The 21,103-nt window shown below is 74.6% G+C and carries 21 protein-coding genes, 1 pseudogene and 1 riboswitch; of the genes and pseudogenes, 20 read left to right on the forward strand and 2 right to left on the reverse strand.

Going from position 1 to position 21,103, the window contains the following annotated elements:
- Window positions 1–8: 8 nt before the first annotated feature.
- Window positions 9–899 (reverse strand): septum formation family protein, encoded by an 891-nt coding sequence (locus tag EV374_RS28150; protein WP_132240178.1) that lies wholly within the window; start codon window positions 897–899, stop codon window positions 9–11.
- A 110-nt stretch (window positions 900–1,009) separates the two neighbouring features.
- The gene (locus tag EV374_RS28155; protein WP_132240179.1) at window positions 1,010–1,897 is read right to left on the reverse strand and encodes a septum formation family protein; all 888 of its coding nucleotides are present in this window, start codon (window positions 1,895–1,897) and stop codon (window positions 1,010–1,012) included.
- 247 nt (window positions 1,898–2,144) lie between these two features.
- Here EV374_RS28155 and rpe point away from each other — a divergent pair, with 247 nt between their 5' ends.
- The 20 genes and pseudogenes from rpe to argB form a co-directional block, all read left to right on the forward strand.
- Window positions 2,145–2,825, forward strand: a complete 681-nt coding sequence (gene rpe, locus EV374_RS28160; RefSeq protein ID WP_132240180.1) for a ribulose-phosphate 3-epimerase — start codon at window positions 2,145–2,147, stop codon at window positions 2,823–2,825.
- A gap of 1 nt (window position 2,826) precedes the next feature.
- The gene (locus EV374_RS28165; protein WP_132240181.1) at window positions 2,827–3,783 is read left to right on the forward strand and encodes a response regulator; all 957 of its coding nucleotides are present in this window, start codon (window positions 2,827–2,829) and stop codon (window positions 3,781–3,783) included.
- An 81-nt stretch (window positions 3,784–3,864) separates the two neighbouring features.
- A riboswitch (FMN riboswitch) is annotated at window positions 3,865–4,038 on the forward strand.
- Window positions 4,039–4,198: 160 nt separating this feature from the next.
- Entirely contained in the window at window positions 4,199–5,260 is a 1,062-nt protein-coding gene (gene ribD / locus EV374_RS28170) for a bifunctional diaminohydroxyphosphoribosylaminopyrimidine deaminase/5-amino-6-(5-phosphoribosylamino)uracil reductase RibD (protein ID WP_132240182.1), read from the forward strand.
- 1 nt (window position 5,261) lies between these two features.
- Window positions 5,262–5,945, forward strand: a complete 684-nt coding sequence (locus EV374_RS28175) for a riboflavin synthase (RefSeq protein WP_132240183.1) — start codon at window positions 5,262–5,264, stop codon at window positions 5,943–5,945.
- Complete coding sequence (pnuC, locus tag EV374_RS28180) at window positions 5,945–6,643, forward strand: nicotinamide riboside transporter PnuC (RefSeq protein ID WP_132240184.1); 699 nt, start codon at window positions 5,945–5,947, stop codon at window positions 6,641–6,643. Before EV374_RS28175 ends, pnuC begins: the two co-directional genes overlap by 1 nt.
- A gap of 156 nt (window positions 6,644–6,799) precedes the next feature.
- The gene (locus tag EV374_RS28185) at window positions 6,800–8,065 is read left to right on the forward strand and encodes a bifunctional 3,4-dihydroxy-2-butanone-4-phosphate synthase/GTP cyclohydrolase II (RefSeq protein WP_132240185.1); all 1,266 of its coding nucleotides are present in this window, start codon (window positions 6,800–6,802) and stop codon (window positions 8,063–8,065) included.
- Between the two features lie 2 nt (window positions 8,066–8,067).
- Complete coding sequence (gene ribH, locus EV374_RS28190) at window positions 8,068–8,565, forward strand: 6,7-dimethyl-8-ribityllumazine synthase (RefSeq protein WP_132240186.1); 498 nt, start codon at window positions 8,068–8,070, stop codon at window positions 8,563–8,565.
- A 106-nt stretch (window positions 8,566–8,671) separates the two neighbouring features.
- Entirely contained in the window at window positions 8,672–8,935 is a 264-nt protein-coding gene (locus EV374_RS28195; RefSeq protein WP_088947482.1) for a phosphoribosyl-ATP diphosphatase, read from the forward strand.
- 45 nt (window positions 8,936–8,980) lie between these two features.
- Window positions 8,981–9,826, forward strand: coding sequence for an ATP phosphoribosyltransferase (gene hisG / locus EV374_RS28200; RefSeq protein ID WP_132240187.1), 846 nt, complete (start codon window positions 8,981–8,983; stop codon window positions 9,824–9,826).
- Entirely contained in the window at window positions 9,823–10,872 is a 1,050-nt protein-coding gene (locus tag EV374_RS28205; RefSeq protein ID WP_486486008.1) for a DMT family transporter, read from the forward strand. The genes hisG and EV374_RS28205 overlap by 4 nt, the downstream gene beginning before the upstream one ends.
- Window positions 10,869–11,342 (forward strand): PH domain-containing protein, encoded by a 474-nt coding sequence (locus EV374_RS28210; protein ID WP_132240188.1) that lies wholly within the window; start codon window positions 10,869–10,871, stop codon window positions 11,340–11,342. Before EV374_RS28205 ends, EV374_RS28210 begins: the two co-directional genes overlap by 4 nt.
- A 336-nt stretch (window positions 11,343–11,678) precedes the next feature.
- On the forward strand, window positions 11,679–12,302 hold the full coding sequence (gene infC, locus EV374_RS28215) for a translation initiation factor IF-3 (protein WP_089000940.1): 624 nt from the start codon (window positions 11,679–11,681) through the stop codon (window positions 12,300–12,302).
- A gap of 19 nt (window positions 12,303–12,321) precedes the next feature.
- Window positions 12,322–12,516, forward strand: a complete 195-nt coding sequence (gene rpmI, locus EV374_RS28220; RefSeq protein WP_007458415.1) for a 50S ribosomal protein L35 — start codon at window positions 12,322–12,324, stop codon at window positions 12,514–12,516.
- Between the two features lie 31 nt (window positions 12,517–12,547).
- Window positions 12,548–12,940, forward strand: a complete 393-nt coding sequence (rplT, locus tag EV374_RS28225; protein WP_030335718.1) for a 50S ribosomal protein L20 — start codon at window positions 12,548–12,550, stop codon at window positions 12,938–12,940.
- 32 nt (window positions 12,941–12,972) lie between these two features.
- Window positions 12,973–13,818, forward strand: a complete 846-nt coding sequence (locus EV374_RS28230; protein ID WP_132240189.1) for a TrmH family RNA methyltransferase — start codon at window positions 12,973–12,975, stop codon at window positions 13,816–13,818.
- Between the two features lie 210 nt (window positions 13,819–14,028).
- A complete protein-coding gene (gene pheS / locus EV374_RS28235; RefSeq protein ID WP_132240216.1) occupies window positions 14,029–15,108 on the forward strand; it encodes a phenylalanine--tRNA ligase subunit alpha in 1,080 nt (359 codons plus the stop codon).
- A gap of 39 nt (window positions 15,109–15,147) precedes the next feature.
- The gene (gene pheT, locus EV374_RS28240; protein WP_132240190.1) at window positions 15,148–17,694 is read left to right on the forward strand and encodes a phenylalanine--tRNA ligase subunit beta; all 2,547 of its coding nucleotides are present in this window, start codon (window positions 15,148–15,150) and stop codon (window positions 17,692–17,694) included.
- A gap of 174 nt (window positions 17,695–17,868) precedes the next feature.
- The gene (gene argC / locus EV374_RS28245; protein WP_132240191.1) at window positions 17,869–18,870 is read left to right on the forward strand and encodes an N-acetyl-gamma-glutamyl-phosphate reductase; all 1,002 of its coding nucleotides are present in this window, start codon (window positions 17,869–17,871) and stop codon (window positions 18,868–18,870) included.
- Between the two features lie 149 nt (window positions 18,871–19,019).
- Window positions 19,020–20,192 carry a bifunctional glutamate N-acetyltransferase/amino-acid acetyltransferase ArgJ gene (gene argJ, locus EV374_RS28250; protein WP_132240192.1) on the forward strand — a complete coding sequence of 391 codons (1,173 nt, stop codon included), beginning with the start codon at window positions 19,020–19,022 and terminating at the stop codon, window positions 20,190–20,192.
- Window positions 20,189–21,073: pseudogene (argB, locus tag EV374_RS28255) on the forward strand (acetylglutamate kinase); the annotation flags it as partial. The gene argJ and the pseudogene argB, both read left to right, overlap by 4 nt.
- Window positions 21,074–21,103: the final 30 nt, after the last annotated feature.

The raw sequence follows: 21,103 nt of genomic DNA on the forward strand, positions 1-21,103 counted from the left end.
CGCCCCGCTCAGGTGACCGGCAGGCCCTTCGTGCCGGCGCCCTTCACCGACCGGGTGAGGTTGCGGTCGCTGACCCACAGGAAGCACTGCACGCCCCGGTTGCCGTTGCGCCACTCCCGCTCGAACGGGTGGTAGTAGATCGAGCCGGCCCGGTACTGCAGGTCGCCGTTGTCCGGCACCTTCGCGTACTTCGCGATCAGCGTCCGGCACGCCCGGTGCACCTTCCGGGTGTCGCGGCCGAAGTCCTCGTAGCTGGTGTCGGGGGCCTGCCACACCCCGACGAACTCGGCGCGGTGCTTGCTGGTGCAGGCGACGGGCACCATGTCCCGCACCTCGTCGGCCCGCGTCCTCGGGTTGAAGCAGCGGTGGGCGAGCGGGGCGGCGCCGGTCAGCGCGCCCTTCAGGCTGCCCGTGCGGGCCTTCGCGGCGGCCTCGTCGAGGCTGGTCTGCTCGCTGAGGTCGCAGCGGAACCACCGGGCGCCGCCGCCCCACGCCTGCGGCGACGGCAGGACCACGCTCAGCCCGAGCCGGCCCGAGCGCCAGTCGCCGCCCACCATCTCGTTGACCTTCGCGTCGCACTCGGCGCGGGCGGCGCGCATGCCGGCCGACCCGGCCGGCGGGGGCGTGACCCGGTCGGCTCCCGCCCCGGTCAGCGTGCCGACGTGCACGGTCTCCGTGCGGTGCGACACCGCACAGTCGACGGGGCGGTAGGCGGTGAGGTAGCCGACGTCCTGCACGCCGGCGTGGCAGACCCCGGCGGCGGGCACGAACGCCTGCGGCGCGGCGGGTGCCGGCCAGTCGTCGGTCAGGTCACGGTCGGTGCCGGCCGGGGTGCCGCAACCGGCGAGCGCCAGGGCCGCCACCGTGCCCACCGTGGCCGCCGTCCACCACCGTCGCATCCCGACCTCCCGCCGTTCGTGGGCCGCGCCCGGCGGCGGCCAGCGCGACGGTCCCACCGGCGCGCAGGCGGCCGGACACGCCACGGTGCGGCAGCATACGGCACCCCCGCTCAGCTCGCGGGCAACCCTTGCGGGCCGGCGCCCCGCATGGAGCGGGTCAGCTTCCGGTCGTCGCTCCACAGGAAACACCGCACGCCCCGGTCGCCCTCCTGCCACTCCCGCTGCGACGGGGGATAGAAGATCGAGCCCGCCCGGTACGGCAGGTCACTGTTGACGGGCACCTCGGCGAAGGCGGCGATGAGCGCCATGCAGCGCGTGTGCGCCTGCCGGTGGGACCGGCCGAACTCGGCCCAGGTCATGTCCCGCTCCAGGTAGACGCCGACGAACTCGGCGCGGTGCGGCTCGGTGCAGAGCACCGGGGCCATGTAGTTCAGGTTGTCGCCGATCAGCTTGGGGTCGAAGCAGCGGTGCAGCAGCGGGGAGTCGCCGATCATCGCGCCCCGCAGGCTGCCCGTGCGGTTCACCGGCCGGGTGTTGTCGATGCTGCCGGTCTCGCTCAGGTCGCAGCGGAACCAGCGGGCGCCCGCGCGCCACGCGGGGGCGGAGGGCAGCGCGACGGTGAGGGCGACGCGGGCGGCGTGCCAGTCGCCGCCGAGCACCTCGCGGGCGCGCTGGTCGCACTCGGCGCGGGCGGGCCGCAGGGCCGCGGATCCCGGTTCGGGCCGGTCGCCGTCGGCGGTCGGCCCGGCGAACCTGCCCACGTGCACGGTCTCGGCCAGGTGGTTGCGGGAGCAGTCCACCGCCTCGTAGGTGCGGGCCTGCACGACGGCGGTGATCCGGGGCAGGCAGGCGTCGGTGGCCGGCACGAACAGCTGCGGCGCCCGCAGCGCCGGCCAGTCGTCGGTGAGGTCGCCGTCGGAGCCGCCCGGTCGTACGCAGCCGGACAGCAGGACCGTCAGCGTGCCGGCCAGCGCCAGCGCCGCGAGCCACCGTCGCATCGTCCGCCCTTTCCGGGAGCTGACGCGTCGACCGCCGCCGGGGCACCGTGCGGGCGTGCGGCTCACGTCACCGTCCCTGATGGAGTCTCGCCGCGTTTCCGTCGTCCGGCCAGTCACGGATGGCCCTTCGTCCGGTTTCGCCGGGCCGGGAGGACCAATTCTGCACCACAGGTCACCGTCGGGTCACCGGGTGTCCCGTTGGTGGCGCGCTGCGGGCGGCCGTCGGCCACGTTCGTACACTGGCCCGGTGACCGTACCGCCGCCGATCGTCGCGCCCAGCATCCTCGCCGCCGATTTCGCCCGCCTCGCCGAGGAGGTCCGCGCCGTCGAGAACGCCGCGGACTGGCTGCACGTGGATGTCATGGACAACCACTTCGTGCCCAACCTGACCATCGGGCTGCCCGTGGTGCAGAGCCTGCGGGCCGCCACCGAGCTGCCCTTCGACGTGCACCTGATGATCGAGGACCCGCGCCGCTGGGCGCCCGGCTACGCCGACGCCGGGGCGTACAACGTCACCTTCCACGCGGAGGCGTGCGACGACCCGGTGGCCCTGGCCAAGGACCTGCGCTCGGCGGGGGCCAAGGCGGGGCTGGCGATCGACCGGGACACCCCGATCGAGCCGTACCTGGAGCTGCTGCCGAGCTTCGACACGCTGCTGATCATGACGATCAAGGCCGGCTTCGGCGGGCAGCGGTTCATTCCGCAGTTGCTGGACAAGGTGCGTACGGCCCGCCGGCACGTCGACGCCGGCCACCTCGAACTGCGCATCGAGGTCGACGGCGGCATCGCCGCCGACACCATCGCCCAGGCGGCCGAGGCGGGGGCCGACGCGTTCGTCGCCGGCACCGCCGTCTACGGCGCCGACGACCCCGCCGAGGCCATCCGGAAGCTGCGGGCACTCGCGGAACACGCCGCCCCCGGGGCCTGACGTGGAACCGGCCGGCGACCGTCCGGACGTCATCCTCGTCGTCGACGACGACGAGGACATCGCGCGTTTCGTCGCGTTCAACCTCCGGCTGCACGGCTTCGAGGTGATCCACGCCAGCGACGGGCAGGAGGCGCTCGAGGTGATCGAGCGCCAGCGACCCGACCTGGCGGTGGTCGACCTGATGATGCCGCGCATCGACGGGTTGGAACTGACCCGGCGGCTGCGCGCCGACCCGATGACCTCGGCCCTGCCGGTGATCATGCTGACCGCCAAGGGCATGACGGTGGACAAGGTGCACGGGCTCAGCGCCGGCGCCGACGACTACCTGGTCAAGCCGTTCGACACCGCCGAACTGGTCGCCCGGGTCAGCTCCACGCTGCGCCGCAACAAGGAGTTCCGCGAGGTCTCGCCGCTGACCGGGCTGCCCGGCAACAGCCGGATCCGCCGGGAGATCTCCGACCGCGTCCGCAGCGGGGCCGACTACGCCGTCGGCTACATCGACATCGACCGGTTCAAGAGCGTCAACGACCGGTACGGCTTCGTCCGCGGCGACGACTTCATCTCGGCCCTGGCCCGCAGCCTGCACCGGGCGGTGGTCTCGGTCGGGCTGCCGCCGGCCTTCCTGGGGCACGTCGGCGGGGACGACTTCGTCATCGTCTGCGCCCCGGAGCAGGTCCGGCCGCTCACCTCCCGGGTCTCCGCCGACTTCGAGAAGGCCGCCGACTCGCTCTACGACCCGGTCGACGCCGCGCGCGGCTACGTGGAGCTGAAGGACCGCCGGGGCAACATCCGGCGGGCCGCCCTGGTGACCCTGTCGATCGGCGTGTCCCTCTCCGACTCCGGCAAGCGGTTCACCGACCCGCTGGAGGCGATCGCCGTCGCCTCGGAGATGAAGACGGTGGCCAAGAGCCAACCCGGCTCGTACGTGGCGGTGGACCGCCGACGCGGGGTTACCTGATTCGTGCGCTGTTGCTGTGAAGTACCACGCCCGGGTGGCGCGACCCCCCGTCCGGCGTGTAACACTTCCCGTGTACCCACCACGCGCTGGCGGGACTCGGTGTAATTCCGAACCGGCGGTGATCCACGGTGTGACCGTGGTAAGCCCGCGACCCGGTCGGCCTCGTGCCGCCCGGTGGACCTGGTGAGAATCCGGGGCCGACGGTTGGGAGCGGGAAACCCCGCCCCCAGACAGTCCGGATGGGAGACAGCGCGCGGGACGGACGGGCCCTGCCCGGCCGCTGAGTTCAGCGTGCCGTGCGCGCCCCCCGGGGCGGCCCCGCCGTACCCGGATCTCCGCCGCCGCACGCTCGCGGCCCCATGCCGTTGCCTCCCGTGCCCGCCCGCGCGTCGACCGGCGAGTGAGAGGGCAGGGCATGGTCGGCGTCTCCGTGGACGAGGCGATGCGTCGCGCGGTGGAACTCGCCGCGCGCGGTCTCGGCACGACCAGCCCCAACCCGGTGGTCGGCTGCGTGCTGATCGACGCCGACGGGCAGGTGGTCGGCGAGGGATTCCACGCCTACGCCGGCGGGCCGCACGCCGAGATCGTCGCGCTCGCCCAGGCGGGGGAGCGGGCCCGTGGCGGCACCGCCGTGGTCACCCTGGAACCGTGCGACCACACCGGCCGCACCGGCCCCTGCAGCACCGCGCTGGTGCGCGCCGGCGTCGCCCGCGTCGTCATCGCCGTGCCCGACCCCAATCCCCTCGCCACCGGGGGCGCCGCCACGCTGCGCGCCGCCGGGATCCAGGTCGACACGGGGGTACGCGCGTGCGAGGCGGAGGCCGGCAACATCGCCTGGCTCACCTCGATGCGCCGGGGCTGGCCGTACGTGATCTGGAAGTTCGCCGCGACGGTGGACGGCCGGTCGGCGGCGGCCGACGGCACCAGCATGTGGATCACCTCCGAGGCCGCCCGGATGGACGTGCACGCGCTGCGCGGCACCGTCGACGCGGTGCTCGCCGGGGTCGGCACGGTCCTCGCCGACGACCCCCGGCTCACCGCCCGCAACCTGCGCGACGGCACGCTCGCCATCCGGCAGCCGCTGCGGGTCGTGGTGGACACCGAGGGTCGTACGCCGGCCGACGCCCGCGTCCGCGACGGCGCGGCGCGCACGTGGATCGCCACCGCGGCGGAGGTCGGCACCGGGCCCGACGGCCGGGTCGACCTGCCGGCGCTACTCGCCGCGCTGCACGGGCGGGGGATCCGCGCCGCGCTGCTGGAGGGCGGCCCGAAGCTGGCCGGCGCCTTCCTGGCCGCCGGCCTGGTCGACAAGATCGTCGGCTACGTCGCGCCCCGGCTGCTCGGCGCCGGCCCGACCGCCCTGGTCGACGCCGGGGTGAACACCATCGCCGAGGCCATCGACCTGGAGTTCGTCGACGTCACGCAGGTCGGACCCGATCTGCGGATCACCGCGCTGCCCCGGAAGAGGGAGGGCTGACATGTTCACCGGCATCGTCGAGGAGTTGGGTGAGGTCGTCCGGATCACGGAGACGGCGGGGGACTCGGCGCTGGTCGCGGTCCGCGGCCCGCTGGTCACCTCGGACGCCCGGCACGGCGACTCGATCGCGGTCAACGGCGTCTGCCTGACCGTGGTCGACGTCACCGACGGGACCTTCACCGCGGACGTGATGGGGGAGACGCTGCGCCGCTCCGCGCTGGGCGCGCTGCGGGCCGGCGACCCGGTCAACCTGGAGCGGGCCGCCGCGCTGGGCAGCCGCCTCGGCGGGCACCTCGTGCAGGGGCACGTCGACGGCGTCGGCGAGGTGATCGCCCGCGAGCCGGCCGCGCAGTGGGAGACGGTCCGGTTCCGGCTGCCCGCCGCCCTGGCCCGGTACGTGGTGGAGAAGGGCTCGATCACGGTCGACGGCGTCTCGCTGACCGTCGCGGGCGTCGGCCTGGACTGGTTCGCGGTCGGCCTGATCCCGACCACGCTGAAGCTGACCACCCTCGGTGCCCGGGGCGTCGGCGACCCGGTCAACCTCGAGGTCGACGTGCTCGCCAAGTACGTCGAGCGGCTGCTCGGCGCCCGGCTGGCCGATCCCGCCGTTCCCGACGCCGGCCCGCCCGGTGGGCTGCCGGTCGTGGGTCTGCCGGGCGCCGCCACGACGGGCGGGGCGGCCTGATGGGCCCGCTCGGCTGGCTGCTCGACGCGCAGGTGAGCATCGCCGGGTCGCCGGTGCTGGTTCGGGAGATCGTCGGCAACGGGTTCGGGCTGGCGTCGGCGGTGTTCGGCCTGCGCCGGCTGGTCTGGGCCTGGCCCGTCGGCATGATCGGCAACGCGCTGCTGTTCACCGTCTTCCTGGGCGGCGTCTTCGCCACCCCGCAGGCGCACGACCTCTACGGGCAGGCGGGCCGGCAGGTCTTCTTCTTCTCGGTCAGCGTCTACGGCTGGTGGCGCTGGTCGCGCAACCGCCGCCACGGCGGCGACGGCGACGGTGCCGCGGTGGCACCCCGCTGGGCCACCGGCCGGGAACGGCTCGGCCTGCTGGCCGCGGCCGGGATCGGCACCGCCGCGGCGTACCCGCTGCTCGCCGCGCTCGGCTCCTGGGGGCCGCTGCCGGACGCCTGGATCCTCACCGGCAGCCTGCTCGCCACCTACGGCATGGCGCGCGGCTGGGTGGACTTCTGGCTGATCTGGATCGCCGTCGACGCGGTCGGCGTGCCGCTGCTGCTGCGCGGCGGGTTCTACCCCTCGGCCGCCATGTACCTCGTCTACGGCGCCTTCTGCGCCTGGGGCCTGGTCGCCTGGTGGCGCACCTCGCGGGCCGCCCGCCCGGCGCCCGCCCCGATCCCGTCGACCTACTCGGAGGCCGTGGCATGAGCGAGCGAAGCGAGCGAATCATCAGGCTCGGTGCGGTGGTGCCTCATGGCGGCACGGAGCGAAGCGGAGTGCCGGCATGAGCGAGCGAAGCGAGCGAATCATCAGGCTCGGTGCGGTGGTGCCTCATGGCGGCACGGAGCGAAGCGGAGTGCCGGCATGAGCGCCTTTGGCAGTATCGAGCAGGCGGTGGCGGACATCGCCGCCGGCCGGCCCGTCGTCGTGGTCGACGACGCCGACCGGGAGAACGAGGGCGACCTGATCTTCGCCGCCGAGTTGGCGACGCCGGAGCTGCTCGCCTTCATGGTGCGCCACACGTCCGGCTACATCTGCGCGCCGCTTACCGAGAGCGAGTGCGACCGGCTGGACCTGCCGCCGCAGCACCACACCAACCAGGACCGGCGCGGCACCGCCTACATGGTGACCGTGGACGCCCGGGAGGGCGTCAGCACCGGCATCTCCGCCGCCGACCGGGCACACACCATCCGGCTGCTCGCCGACCCCGGCACCGGCCCGGCCGACCTGGCCCGCCCCGGGCACGTGGTGCCGCTGCGGGCCCGCGAAGGCGGCGTGCTGCGCCGGCCCGGCCACACCGAGGCCGCCGTCGACCTGACCCGGCTGGCCGGGCTGCGCCCCGCCGGCGTGCTCTGCGAGCTGGTCAACGACGACGGCACCATGATGCGGGTGCCGGACCTGGAGAAGTTCTGCGCCGAGCACTCCCTGACCCTGGTCACCATCGCCGACCTGGTCGCGTACCGGCGGCGGACCGAGAAGCAGGTCGAGCGGGTCGCCGACGCCCGGATGCCCACCCGGCACGGCGTGTTCCGGGCCCTGGGCTACCGCAGCGAGCACGACTCGGCCGAGCACGTGGCCCTGGTCACGGGCGAGATCGGCGACGGGCGCGACGTGCTGGTGCGGGTGCACTCCGAGTGCCTCACCGGGGACGTGTTCGGCTCGGTGCGCTGCGACTGCGGCCCGCAGCTCGACGCCGCCCTGGACCGGGTCGCCCGGGAGGGACGGGGCGTGGTGCTCTACGTACGCGGCCACGAGGGGCGCGGCATCGGGCTGCTGCACAAGCTCCAGGCGTACCAGCTCCAGGACCAGGGCCGGGACACGGTCGACGCCAACCTCGACCTCGGCCTGCCGGCCGACGCCCGCGACTACGGCACCGGCGCGCAGATCCTCTACGACATCGGGGTGCGCTCGATGCGACTGCTCACCAACAACCCGGCCAAGCGCGCCGGCCTGGAGGGCTACGGGCTGACCGTCACCGGCCGCGAGGGGCTGCCGGTGCGCCCGCACCCGGAGAACGTGCGCTACCTGCGCACCAAGCGGGACCGGATGGGGCACCTGCTGGACGAGCTGGACGAGGTGACCGAGGCCCCGATGGGTCGCCCGGTCCTCGGCGACGAGATCGGAGCGTAGGCATGGCGGGTTTCGGTGAACCGGGCGTGACGGCGGTGGACGCCGCCGGGATGACCGTCGGCGTGGTCGCGGCGCGCTGGCACGGCGAGCTGACCGACCACATGCTCGACCGGGCGGTCGCCGCCGCCGAGGCGTGCGGAGCCCGGGCGGTCACCGCCCGGGTGGCCGGCTCGGTCGAGCTGCCCGTGGTGGCCCAGGCCCTCGCGCGGCGCTGCGACGTGGTGGTCGCGCTCGGCGTGGTGGTCCGCGGCGCCACCGCCCACTTCGACTACGTCTGCCGCTCGGTCACCGACGGGCTGACCCGGGTGGCGCTGGACGAGGGCAAGCCGGTCGCGCACGGCGTCCTGACCGTCGACACCCTCGCGCAGGCCCGGGACCGGGCCGGGCTGCCCGGCTCGGCGGAGGACAAGGGCTGGTCGGCCACCGTCGCCGCCCTCGACGCCGCCCTGGCCATCCGCGCCCTCGCCAGCAACGGCCACCGGGTCGGCTTCAGCGGCTGACCCCCGACCGACCGGGACCGTGCCGCCGCCGTGCCGCGTTCCCGGTCGGTGAGCGGGGCCTGACCCGGCGCACCGGCGCCGTCGGGGCGGCTGGAAGAATCGCGGCGTGAAGACGTTCGAGGAGTTGTTCGCCGAGCTGCAGGCCAAGGCCGCCGCGGGCACCCCCGGCTCGGGCACGGTCGCCGCGCTCGAGAAGGGCGTGCACTTCATCGGCAAGAAGGTCGTCGAGGAGGCGGCCGAGTCGTGGATGGCCGCCGAGCACGAGGGGCCGGAACGCACCGCCGAGGAGATCTCCCAGCTGCTCTACCAGGTCCAGGTGCTGATGCTGGCCAGCGGCCTCGACCTGAAGGACGTCTACCGACATCTGTGAGTGCGCCCCGTCGTTGATCAGTTTCGATCGAAGGAGCACTCCGTCATGCTGCGTGTCGCCATTCCGAACAAGGGCGCCCTGGCCGAGAAGGCCGCCCAGATGCTGCGCGAGGCGGGCTACCGCCAGCGCACCGACCCGAAGGACCTGGTCTGCCGGGACGAGCCCAACGACGTCGAGTTCTTCTACCTGCGCCCGAAGGACATCGCCACCTACGTCGGCTCCGGCGACCTCGACGTCGGGATCACCGGCCGGGACCTGCTGATCGACTCCGGCGCGCCGGCCGAGGAGGTCATGGATCTCGACTTCGGCCGGGCCACCTTCCGCTTCGCCGCCCGCCCGGAGGACGTCGACGACGTGCGGGAGCTGGGCGGGCACCGGATCGCCACCGCGTACCCGGGGCTCGTCGAGCGGCACCTCGCGGAGCTGGGCGTCAAGGCCGAGGTGACCCGCCTCGACGGCGCGGTGGAGAACGCCATCCGGCTCGGCGTCGCCGACGTGGTCGCCGACGTGGTCGAGACCGGCACCACGCTGCGCCAGGCCGGCCTGGTGGTCTTCGGCGAGCCGCTGCTGCGCTCGTCGGCGGTGCTGGTCCGCCGCGCCGACGCCGAGGCCCACCCGCAGGCCGCGCAGCTGCTGCGCCGGCTGCACGGGGTGCTGGTCGCCCGCCGCTACGTGATGCTCGCCTACGACGTGCCGGCCGGCCTGCTCGACCGGGCCAGCTCGCTGACCCCGGGCATCGAGTCGCCGACCGTCTCCCCGCTGCACCGCGAGGGCTGGGTGGCGGTGCAGGCGATGGTGCTCCGCGACGACGTGCACCGGATCATGGACGAGCTGTACGAGCTCGGGGCCCGCGCGATCCTGGTCACCAACATCCACGCCTGCCGGCTGTGAGTCGTACGCCCACGGCGACGGGTACCCCGGTGCCGCCCCCGGTGTCGCGCGCCCTGCCGCCGTGGGCGGCGCTGACCCTGGTCACCCTCGCCGGCGTCGCCTCGGCGGCCCAGGGCGCGGCCAACGCCGAGTTGGGCGAGCGGGCCGGCAACGCGACCCTGGGCGCGGTGGTCAACAACCTCGGCGGGGCCCTGCTGGTGGGCCTCGGGGTCCTGGCGCTGCCCTCGGCGCGCACCGGCCTGGCCGCGCTGCGCCGGGCCCGGCTGCCCTGGTGGACGTACCTGGGCGGGCTCGGCGGCGCGGGCATCGTGCTGGCCGGCGCGTACATCGTGCCGGTGCTCGGGGTGGCGGTCTTCACCATCGCCCAGGTCGCCGGCGGCAGCCTCGGCGGGCTGGCCGTCGACCGGGCCGGGCTGGCGCCGGTGGGGCGGCTGGCGCTCACCCCGCCCCGGGTGGCCGGTGCGCTGCTCGGCGTGACCGCCGTGACGCTGGCCCAGCTCGGCCAGCCCGTCGGCGACCTCGCCCTCGGCCTGGTCCTGCTCGCCGTGGCGGGCGGGCTCGGTGTCGCGCTCCAGTCCGCGCTGAACGCGCGGGTCTCGGCCGCCAGCTCGGCCGCCGCCGGGATGGTGGTCAACTTCGCCACGGCCACGCCCGTCGTGCTGCTGGTCGCGGCGCTGGCCGGCGCCCTCACCGGGCCCGGCCCGACCTGGCCGGACGACTGGTACCTCTACACCGGCGGCCTGCTCGGCGTCGTCATCGTGGCCGCCCTGCTGGTCGGGGTCCCCGCGGTCGGCGTGCTGCGCACCGGGCTCGCCCTGGTCGCCGGCCAGTTGGGTGGCGCCCTGCTGCTGGACGCGTTGCTGCCGGGCGGCCCCGGCCTGCGGCTGCCGGTGCTCGCCGGCGCGCTGCTCACCCTGGCGGCCGCCCTGGTCGCCGGCCGGGGGGCCGGCCGGCGGGGTCCGGGTCCCGGGGAAAGCGCCCGGGCAGTGCCGGAACGTGTGGCGGCGCGGGAACGGCCGGGACCGGGTGGCAGACTGGTGGGGTGAGCGAAATCGAGTCCGTCCACCTGCGCCCGCGCCGCATCCGAGTGGTCTGCTGGGCCTGCGCGGCCGTGCTGTTCGTGGTGTTCAGCCTGCTGGCCACCTCGCTGAGCGGCGCGACGGGCAACGGCTACGGCAGCTTCCAGCGGGGCGACCAGATCGCGATGGTCGGGCTCGGCGTCCTCGGTGCGCTCGCCGTCCTGATCTTCACCCGTCCCCGGGTCGACGCGAACGCGTCGGGGGTGCGCGTGCGCAACCTTGTCGGCTCGTACGAGCTGCCGTGGGAGGTCGTCCGGGGGGTCCGCTTCGACCGGGGCGCGCCCTGGGCCAGCCTGGAGCTGCACGACGACGACCTGCTGCCGATGGTCGCCCTCCAGGCCGCCGACAAGGAGCGGGCCGTCGAGGGGGTCCGCGCCCTGCGCCGGCTGCACCAGGCGCACCAGGCCCGGCTCACCGAGGGCGCCGCCGGCCGCTGACCCGGGTGCCCAGTTGGGAGGCTGTCCGGGCGAGGGTGTAGTGTTACCAAGTCGACCAGGCTGTCTTCGTGTGTGCGCATCGCGCCCATGCGTGCAGCCGTGAAAGAGGAGCGCCTGCTCCCACCCGAGTCGCCACCACGGTGGCCGGGTCCGGTCACCGGTTCCGGGCACGTCCCGGCACCGGATGCGCGATCATGTGATCGTGCCGACCGGTCGAGCGGGCCCTGGCATGCGCCGGGGCCTTCTGCTTTCCGGGTCGGCTCCCACCCGGGAGCCGCGAGGGTCGGCCACGTAGAGATTCCGACTCGAGGAGGCCCCATCAGCGTCGAACCACGCGTGAACGAGCAGATCCGGGCACGTGAGGTCCGACTGGTCGGCCCCGAGGGTGAGCAGGTGGGCATCGTCCCGCTGGAGCGCGCCCTTCAGCTGGCCGCGGACGTCGACCTGGACCTGGTCGAGGTTGCGCCGATGGCGCGCCCGCCGGTGTGCAAGCTCATGGACTTCGGCAAGTTCAAGTACGAGAGCGCACTGAAGGCGCGCGAAGCGCGGCGTAACCAGCAGCAGACCGTCATCAAGGAGATGAAGCTCCGCCCGAAGATCGACCCGCACGACTACGAGACCAAGAAGGGTCACGTGGTGCGGTTCCTCAAGGCGGGCGACAAGGTCAAGGTGACGATCATGTTCCGCGGTCGCGAGCAGAGCCGCCCGGAGCTGGGTTACCGGCTCCTGCGCCGGCTCGAGTCGGAGATCTCGGAGCTGGGATACGTCGAGGCTGCTCCGAAGCAGGACGGTCGAAACATGATCATGGTGCTCGCGCCGCACCGCGCCACCAAGGCCGCCGCGGTCGCCGCCACGGCCACCCGGGGCGGGCCGCGGGAGCGGGACGCCGAGGGCGCCCCGGCCGGCGAGCCCGCAGCGGCCGGTGACACCGGCACCGTCGCCGACAACAGCGGCGAGTAACAGGGGAGAGACGTTCCACATGCCGAAGATGAAGAGCCACACGGGGATGGGCAAGCGGGTCAAGGTGACCGGCAAGGGCAAGATCGTTGCCCAGCAGGCCGGCCTCCGGCACAACCTGGAGAAGAAGCCCTCCACCCAGACCCGTCGGCTGACCGGCACCGTGGTGCTGGCCAAGGCCGATGTCAAGCGCATCAAGAAGCTGCTCGGCCGCTGACGCGCGCCACCTTACGTAATTAGGAGTTGAGATGGCACGCGTCAAGCGGGCTGTGAACGCCCAGAAGAAGCGTCGTACCCTGCTGGAGACCGCGAGCGGCTACCGCGGTCAGCGCTCCCGCCTCTACCGCAAGGCCAAGGAGCAGGTGCTGCACTCGATGCAGTACGCCTACCGGGACCGTCGCGACCGCAAGGGCGACTTCCGGCAGCTGTGGATCCAGCGGATCAACGCGGGCGCCCGCGCCAACGGGATGACCTACAACCGCCTGATCCAGGGCCTGCGCCTGGCCGGCATCGAGGTCGACCGCAAGATCCTGGCCGACCTGGCCGTCAACGACGCCGCCGCCTTCGCGGCGATCGTCGAGCTGGCCCGGGCCGCGGTCGCGGCCGAGGGCACCGGCGGCGCGGCGGCCCAGGCCGCCTGATCCCCGCCCACCAGCAGATCGAGGCGTCTCCCATGCAGTCACCATCGCGCGGGAGACGCCTCGACGCTGTCTCCGGCCCCTTCACCCCGCGTACCCCCAGGGTCGTCGCCGCCCGCCGGTTGCAGCGCCGCAGGGACCGCGAGGCCGCCGGCCGCTTCCTGGCCGAGGGGCCGCAGGCGGTCCGCGAGGCCCTGGCCCGCCCGGGGGTGGTCACCGAACTCTTCGGTACGCCCGCCGCCCTGGACCGGCACGCCGACCTGGCCGCCGTCGCGGCCCGTGCCGACGTGCCCGTCTCCGAGGCGACCGACGAGGCGCTCGCCGCGCTGGCCGAGACCGTCGCCCCGCAGGGCCTCGTCGCCGTCTGCCGCCACCTCGACGTGCCGCTGGAGCGGGCCCTGGCCGACGGGCCCCGCCTGGTGGCCGTGCTCGCCGGGATCCGCGACCCGGGCAACGCCGGCACCGTGCTGCGCACCGCCGACGCCGCGGGCGCCGGTGCGGTGGTCTTCGCCGGCGAGGCCGTCGACCCGTACAACGGCAAGTGCGTGCGGGCCTCGGCCGGCAGCCTCTTCCACGTCGACGTGGTCCGCGCGCCGGACCCGGTGGACGTCGTCGCGGCGCTGCGCGCCGCCGGGCTCGCCGTGCTCGCCACCACCGGCTACGGCGAGGACGACCTCGACGACCTCGCCGACGACGGCCGGCTCGCCGCCCCCACGGCCTGGCTCTTCGGCGCGGAGGCGCACGGCCTGCCCGAGGCGCTCACCGCCGCCGCCGACGCCCGGGTCCGGGTGCCCCTGCACGGGCGCGCCGAGAGCCTGAACCTGGCTGCGGCCGCCGCCGTCTGCCTGTACGCTTCGGCGAGAGCACAGCGGCGGTCGTGACCCGGCCGTCGAGACAGATCGCAGGGGAGACCGTCCGCCCATGAACGCGCCACGGCGTTCGTTTAGCCAGCCCGCCGGTGTCGGCGGGCGGCGGGCCTGACCTGCTCTCCGCACAACTCCCACCGGCGGGCTGCGGCACAGCCGCGCGTCCGTAGACTCGCTTCGCCGCCCGTGAGGGCTGGCGCCGCCGTGAGGGAGTGCCCGTACGCCATGAGCTACCGCAACGATCCGTACGACCCGAAGCAGGTCGCCCTGCTCGACCCGGCCGCCCTGGCCGAGGCCGTCGCCGCCGCCGAGAAGGCGTTCGCCGAGGCCGGTGACCCGGACGCGCTGACCGCGCTGCGCCCGGCGCACCTCGGCGACCGGTCCCCGGTCTCGCTGGCCCGCCGCGAGATCGGCGCGCTGCCGCCGGCCGCCAAGTCCGACGCCGGCAAGCGGGTCAACGAGGCCCGCCGCGCCATCGACGCCGCGTACGCGGCCCGCCAGGAGGTCCTGGACCGGGAGCAGGCCCAACGGGTGCTGGTGGAGGAGCGCGTCGACGTGACGCTGCCCCACGACCGGCGGCCCCGGGGCGCCCGACACCCGATCAGCACCCTGATGGAGCAGGTCAGCGACCTGTTCGTCGGCATGGGCTACGAGGTGGCCGAGGGGCCCGAGGTCGAGCTGGAGTGGACCAACTTCGACGCCCTGAACATCCCCGCCGACCACCCGGCGCGCGGCCTGATGGACACCTTCCACGTCGCGCCGCCGGAGGGCACGGAGGGCTCCGGCCTCGTCCTGCGCACCCACACCTCGCCGGTGCAGGCGCGCACCATGCTGACCCGCAAGCCGCCGATCTACGTGATCGTGCCGGGCCGGGTCTACCGCACCGACGAGCTGGACGCCACCCACGCGCCGGTCTTCCACCAGGTGGAGGGGCTCGTGGTGGACCGGGGCATCACCATGGCGCACCTGCGCGGCACCCTGGACCACTTCGCCCGGGCGATGTTCGGCGAGGGCGCGAAGACCCGCTTCCGGCCGCACTACTTCCCGTTCACCGAGCCGTCGGCCGAGTTCGACGTGTGGTTCCCCGAGCACCGCGACGGCCCGCGCTGGGTCGAGTGGGGCGGTTGCGGCATGGTCAACCCGCGGGTGCTGCGCGCCTGCGGCATCGACCCCGAGGTCTACTCCGGATTCGCGTTCGGCATGGGCATCGACCGGACGGTGATGTTCCGGCACGGGGTCAGCGACATGCGGGACATGGCCGAGGGCGACGTGCGGTTCACCCGCGCGTTCGGGACCGGGGCATAGGCGATGCGGGTACGAGTCATGGAGACGGTGGTCTGAGTCATGCGAGTTTCTGTCAGTTGGCTGCGGGAGTACGTCGACCTCCCGGCCGACCTGCCCGCCGGCGACCTGGAGCAGGCCCTGGTCGGCCTCGGCATCGAGGTCGAGTCCGTGGCGGACCTGCGGGAGACCGTCACCGGTGCGCTGGTGGTCGGTGAGGTCCGCGAGATCGAGGAGCTGACCGGCTTCAAGAAGCCGATCCGGTTCTGCCGGGTCGATGTCGGCGACGCCAACGGCACCGGCGAGCCGCAGGAGATCGTCTGCGGGGCGCGCAACTTCGCCCCCGGCGACCGGGTCGTGGTGATCCTTCCCGGTGGCGTGCTGCCCGGCGGCTTCGCCATCGGTGCGCGCAAGACGTACGGGCGCAACTCCCACGGCATGATCTGCTCCGCGCGGGAGCTGGGCCTGGGCGACGACCACGACGGCATCGTCGTGCTGCCCCAGGACACCCCGGCCAAGCCGGGCGACGACGCGCGGCCCGTGGTCGGCCTCGACGACGTCGTGGTCGACGTGGAGATCACCCCCGACCGGGGGTACGCGATGAGCGTCCGCGGTCTGGCCCGGGAGCTGTCGCACGCCCTCGGCGTGCCGTTCCGCGACCCGGGCCTGGCGCCCGCGCCCGGCGGCACCGCCGAGCCGGCGTACCCGGTCGAGGTGCGCGACACCGTCGGCTGCGACCGGTTCGCCGCCCGCCTCGTGCGCGGCGTCGACCCGACGGCGCCGACCCCCGGCTGGATGCAGCGGCGGCTCACCGTCGCCGGCATCCGCAGCATCTCGCTGCCGGTCGACATCACCAACTACGTGATGCTCGAACTGGGCCAGCCGATGCACGCCTTCGACGCCGACCGGATCGCCGGGCCGCTGGTGGTCCGCCGCGCCGAGGCGGGGGAGAAGCTCACCACCCTGGACGGGGTCACCCGCGCCCTCGCGCCCGAGGACATGGTCATCTGCGACGGGACCGGCCCGATCTCGCTGGCCGCCGTGATGGGTGGCGAGACCAGCGAGGTCGTCGCCGGGACGACGAACGTGCTCTTCGAGGCCGCCCACTGGGACCCGGTGATGGTCGGGCGCACCGCCCGCCGGCACAAGCTGTTCAGCGAGGCGGCGAAGCGGTGGGAGCGGGGCGTCGACCCGGCCCTGCCGCTGGTGGCCATCGCGCGGGCGGTCCGGCTGCTCACCGAGCACGCGGGCGGCGCGGCCGGTGACGAGATCCTCGACATCGACCACGTCCGGCCGCGCACCCCGGTCGTCCTGCCGGCCGACCTGCCGAGCCGGCGGATCGGCGTGAACTACCCGCCCGCGCGGGTGGCCGCCCTGCTGGAGCAGGTCGGCTGCACGGTGGCCCGGGGCGCCGACCGGCTGGCCGAGGACCCGGGCGAGGTCGGCGTGGCCGCCGGCACCGGGGGCGCGCTCAGCGTCACCCCGCCGACCTGGCGGCCCGACCTGACCGACCCGGCCGACCTGGTCGAGGAGGTGGTCCGCCTCGACGGGTACGACCGGGTGCCGTCGGTGCTGCCGACCGCGCCGCCCGGCCGCGGCCTGACCTGGCAGCAGCGCCGCCGCCGGGCCGTGGCCCGGTCGCTCGCCGAGCGGGGGTACGTGGAGGTGCTCGCGCACCCGTTCGTCGCCCCCGGGCTGGCCGACCAGCTCGGCCTGCCGGCCGACGACCCGCGCCGGAGCGCCGTGCGACTGGCCAACCCGCTGTCGGAGGAGGAGCCGCTGCTGCGCACCACGCTGCTCGGCCCGCTGCTCGGCATCGCGAAGCGCAACCTCGGCCGGGGCCAGCGCGACCTCGCCCTCTACGAGATCGGCGCGGTGTTCCACCCGCGTCCCGACGCCGGCCGCCCGCCGGCGATGGGCGTGGACCGGCGACCCACCGACGAGGAGTTCGCCGCCGCCGACGCGGTGGTGCCCGACCAGCCCCGGCACGTCGCCGTCGTGCTGACCGGCGACATCGAGCCGGCCGGCTGGTGGGGCGCGGGCCGCCCGGCCGGCTGGGCGGACGCCGTGGAGGCCGGCCGGGACGTGCTGGCCGCCGCCGACGTCCCCGCGCACCGGATCGAGGTCCGGGCCGCCGAGTACGCCCCCTGGCACCCCGGCCGCTGCGCCGAGCTGCTGGTCGACGGCACGGTGGTCGGGCACGCCGGCGAGCTGCACCCGGCGGTCGTGGCGGCGCTGGAGCTGCCCCGGCGCACCAGCGCCATGGAACTGGACCTGGACGCGCTGCCGGCCGCCCCGGTGGCGTCCGGGCCCGTCGTCTCGGGCTTCCCCCCGGCGCTGATCGACGTGGCGCTGGTGGTGGACGCCTCGGTGCCCGCGGCGCAGGTGCAGCAGGCGCTCGTCGAGGGCGCCGGCGGGCTGCTGGAGCAGGTGCGCCTGTTCGACGTGTACGCCTCGGAGCAGCTCGGCGAGGGGCGCAGGTCGCTGGCGTACAAGCTCACCTTCCGGGCCCCGGACCGGACGCTGACCGTGGAGGAGGCGGTGGCCGCCCGGGACGCGGCGGTCGCCCGCGCCGCGGAACGCTTCGGCGCCACCCTGCGCGGCGCCTGAGTGACGACGAGGGCTCCTTCCGCCGGCGCGGGAGGAGCCCTCGCCTTCCCCGGCTCCACAGGCGGGTGGGAGCGTGCTCGGGGCCGATCTCATTCCCATGCAGTCGACTGCATGAACTTGCAGGGAGGCGTCGCCGCTTGCTAGCCTCCTCTGCATAGTCATGCGGAGGTGGGGATGGGTATCCGAGTCGCGGTCGCCGGGGCGAGCGGCTACGCCGGCGGCGAGCTGATCCGCCTGGTCGCCGGGCATCCGGAGTTCGAGCTGGTCGCCGCCACCGCGCACAGCCAGGCCGGGCACCGGCTCGATGTCGTACACCCGCAGCTCGCCGGCCTGGACCTGGTCCTCGGCGAGACGGACGCGGCGACGCTGGCCGACGCGGACCTGGTCTTCCTGGCCCTGCCGCACGGGCAGTCGGCGGCCCTGGCGGCCCAACTGCCGCCCGAGGTCCGGGTCGTCGACCTGGGCGCCGACCACCGGCTCGCCGACCCCTACGCCTGGGCCAACTACTACGGCGGCACGCACGCCGGGCCGTGGACCTACGGCCTGCCCGAGCTGCCCGGCCAGCGGGAGCTGATCGCCGGCGCCACCCGGGTCGCCAACACCGGCTGCTACGCCGCCGCGATCATCCTGGCCCTCGCCCCGCTGATCGCCGCCGGCGTGGCCTCTCCGGCCGACGTGGTGGTCGTCGCGGCCTCCGGGACCTCCGGCGCCGGCAAGGCGGCCAAGCCGCACCTGCTCGGCAGCGAGGTGATGGGCGACCTGTCGCCCTACCGCGTGGGCACCCACCAGCACGTCCCGGAGATCAAGCAGGCCACCGGCGCGACCGGCCTGTCGCTGACCCCGGTGCTCGCGCCGATGCCCCGGGGCATCCTCGCCACCGTGACGGCGGTGCCGGCCCGGGGCGTCGACCCGCGGGCGGTGCTCGCCGAGGCGTACGCGGACGCGCCCTTCGTGCACGTGCTGCCCGAGGGCGCCTGGCCGCACACCGCAGCCACCCTCGGCTCCAACTCCTGCCACCTCCAGGCCACGGTCGACGTCGACTCCCGCCGGATGATCGTGCTGAGCGCGCTGGACAACCTCGGCAAGGGCGCCGCCGGCCAGGCCGTGCAGAACGCCAACCTGATGTGCGGCCTGCCGGAGACGACCGGCCTCTCCACTTGGGGAGTCGCACCGTGAGCGCGAGGAGTGCAGCGCAGCGGAGCCCCGCAGTCGCGAATAAAGGAGTCGCGCCGTGAGCGCGAGGAGTGCAGCGCAGCGGAGCCCCGCAGTCGCGAACGAAGGAGTCGCACCGTGAGTTCCGTAGCCACGAACGAAGGACTGGTGCAGTGAGCGTCACGACCCCACGGGGGTTCCGGGCGGCCGGGGTGGCCGCCGGGCTCAAGACCAGCGGCGCGAGCGACGTCGCGCTGGTCGTCAACGACGGCCCGGACGCCGGTGTCGCCGGCGTGTTCACCGCCAACCGGGTCAAGGCCGCGCCGGTGCTCTGGACGCAGCAGGTGGTGCGCGGCGGCGTCGCGCGCGCCGTGATCCTCAACTCCGGCGGCGCCAACGCCTGCACGGGCCCGGCCGGCTTCCAGGACACCCACGCCACGGCCGAGCACACCGCCGCCGCGCTCACCGCGGCCAGCCCACGGCTGATGCTGGGCGCCGCCGACGTGGCGGTCTGCTCGACCGGCCTGATCGGCGAGCGGCTGCCGATGGGCAAGCTGCTTCCCGGCGTACGCTCGGCGATCCGCCGGCTGGCGCGCGACGGCGGCCCGGCGGCCGCCGAGGCCATCATGACCACGGACACCCGGCCCAAGACCGCGGTGGCCCGGGGCAGCGGCTGGACCGTCGGCGGCATGGCCAAGGGCGCCGGCATGCTCGCGCCGGCGATGGCCACCATGCTCTGCGTACTGACCACCGACGCGGTGGCCGGGCCGGAGGACCTCGACGCCGCCCTGCGGGAGGCGTGCCGGGTCACCTTCGACCGGATCGACTCCGACGGCTGCATGTCGACCAACGACACGGTGCTGCTGCTGGCCAGCGGCGCGAGCGGCATCGCGCCGACGCCGGCCGAGCTGGCGGCGGCGGTCACCGCCGCCGCCCACGACCTGGCCCAGCAGCTCATCGCCGACGCCGAGGGCGCCACCAAGCAGATCGCCATCGACGTGGTCGGCGCGGCGAGCGAGGACGACGCGGTCGAGGTGGGGCGCTCGGTGGCCCGCAACAACCTGGTCAAGACCGCGCTGTTCGGCAACGACCCGAACTGGGGCCGGATCCTCGCCGCCGTCGGCACCACCGCCGCCGCTTTCGAGCCCGACGGCGTCGACGTCGCCGTCAACGGTGTCTGGGTGTGCCGCTCCGGCGCCGCCGCCGAGGACCGGTCGAAGGTCGACCTGACCGGCCGGGACGTCACCATCCGCATCGACCTGCACGCCGGCGCCGCCGAGGCGACGATCTGGACCAACGACCTGTCCCACGCGTACGTGCACGAGAACTCGGCCTACTCGACATGAGCCTCTCCACCGACCTCGCCCGCGCCCAGGTCAAGGCCGCCACGCTGATCGAGGCGCTGCCCTGGCTGGCCCGCTTCTCCGGCTCGACCGTCGTGGTCAAGTACGGCGGCAACGCCATGGTCGACCCCGAGCTCCAGCGGGCCTTCGCCGCCGACATGGTCTTCCTGCGCTACGCCGGCCTGCGGCCGGTCGTGGTGCACGGGGGCGGCCCGCAGATCTCCGCCATGCTCGGCCGGCTGGGCATCGCCAGCGAGTTCCGGGGCGGCCTGCGGGTCACCACCCCCGAGGCGATGGACGTGGTCCGGATGGTCCTGGTCGGCCAGGTCGGCCGGGAACTCGTCGGCCTGATCAACGCCCACGGCCCGTTCGCGGTGGGCCTCTCCGGCGAGGACGCCGGGCTGTTCACCGCCGTGCGGCGGCCCGCGTACGTGGACGGGGAACCGGTCGACGTCGGGCAGGTCGGCGACGTGGAGTCGGTCGACGTCTCGGCGGTCACCGACCTGATCGGGGCCGGCCGCATCCCGGTGATCTCCACCGTGGCGCCCGACGCCGACGGGGTGCTGCACAACCTGAACGCCGACACCGCCGCCGCCGCCCTCGCCGTCGCTCTCGACGCCCGCAAGCTGGTCGTCCTCACCGACGTGCCCGGCCTCTACGCCGACTGGCCCGACACCGACAGCCTGATCAGCGAGATCACCGTCGACGAACTGGCGGCGCTGCTGCCGTCGCTGTCCAGCGGCATGGTCCCGAAGATGGAGGCGTGCCTGCGGGCGGTGCGGCAGGGCGTGCCGGCCGCGCACGTCGTGGACGGCCGGGTCGCCCACTCCACGCTGCTGGAGGTCTTCACCTCGGAAGGATTCGGAACCATGGTCGTTCGCGCGAGGAGTGAGCTTGCGAGCCCCGCAGTCGCG

The organism is Micromonospora sp. CNZ303 (genome assembly GCF_004345505.1).

Bases quoted from the DNA above. Each gene is read 5' to 3' on its own strand.
- EV374_RS28150 (WP_132240178.1), bottom strand. From the start codon at position 899: ATGCGACGGTGGTGGACGGCGGCCACGGTGGGCACGGTGGCGGCCCTG.
- EV374_RS28155 (WP_132240179.1), bottom strand. From the start codon at position 1,897: ATGCGACGGTGGCTCGCGGCGCTGGCGCTGGCCGGCACGCTGACGGTC.
- ribD (WP_132240182.1), top strand. From the start codon at position 4,199: ATGGTCGGCGTCTCCGTGGACGAGGCGATGCGTCGCGCGGTGGAACTC.
- EV374_RS28175 (WP_132240183.1), top strand. From the start codon at position 5,262: ATGTTCACCGGCATCGTCGAGGAGTTGGGTGAGGTCGTCCGGATCACG.
- pnuC (WP_132240184.1), top strand. From the start codon at position 5,945: ATGGGCCCGCTCGGCTGGCTGCTCGACGCGCAGGTGAGCATCGCCGGG.
- EV374_RS28185 (WP_132240185.1), top strand. From the start codon at position 6,800: ATGAGCGCCTTTGGCAGTATCGAGCAGGCGGTGGCGGACATCGCCGCC.
- ribH (WP_132240186.1), top strand. From the start codon at position 8,068: ATGGCGGGTTTCGGTGAACCGGGCGTGACGGCGGTGGACGCCGCCGGG.
- hisG (WP_132240187.1), top strand. From the start codon at position 8,981: ATGCTGCGTGTCGCCATTCCGAACAAGGGCGCCCTGGCCGAGAAGGCC.
- rpmI (WP_007458415.1), top strand. From the start codon at position 12,322: ATGCCGAAGATGAAGAGCCACACGGGGATGGGCAAGCGGGTCAAGGTG.
- rplT (WP_030335718.1), top strand. From the start codon at position 12,548: ATGGCACGCGTCAAGCGGGCTGTGAACGCCCAGAAGAAGCGTCGTACC.
- EV374_RS28230 (WP_132240189.1), top strand. From the start codon at position 12,973: ATGCAGTCACCATCGCGCGGGAGACGCCTCGACGCTGTCTCCGGCCCC.
- pheS (WP_132240216.1), top strand. From the start codon at position 14,029: ATGAGCTACCGCAACGATCCGTACGACCCGAAGCAGGTCGCCCTGCTC.
- pheT (WP_132240190.1), top strand. From the start codon at position 15,148: ATGCGAGTTTCTGTCAGTTGGCTGCGGGAGTACGTCGACCTCCCGGCC.
- argC (WP_132240191.1), top strand. From the start codon at position 17,869: ATGGGTATCCGAGTCGCGGTCGCCGGGGCGAGCGGCTACGCCGGCGGC.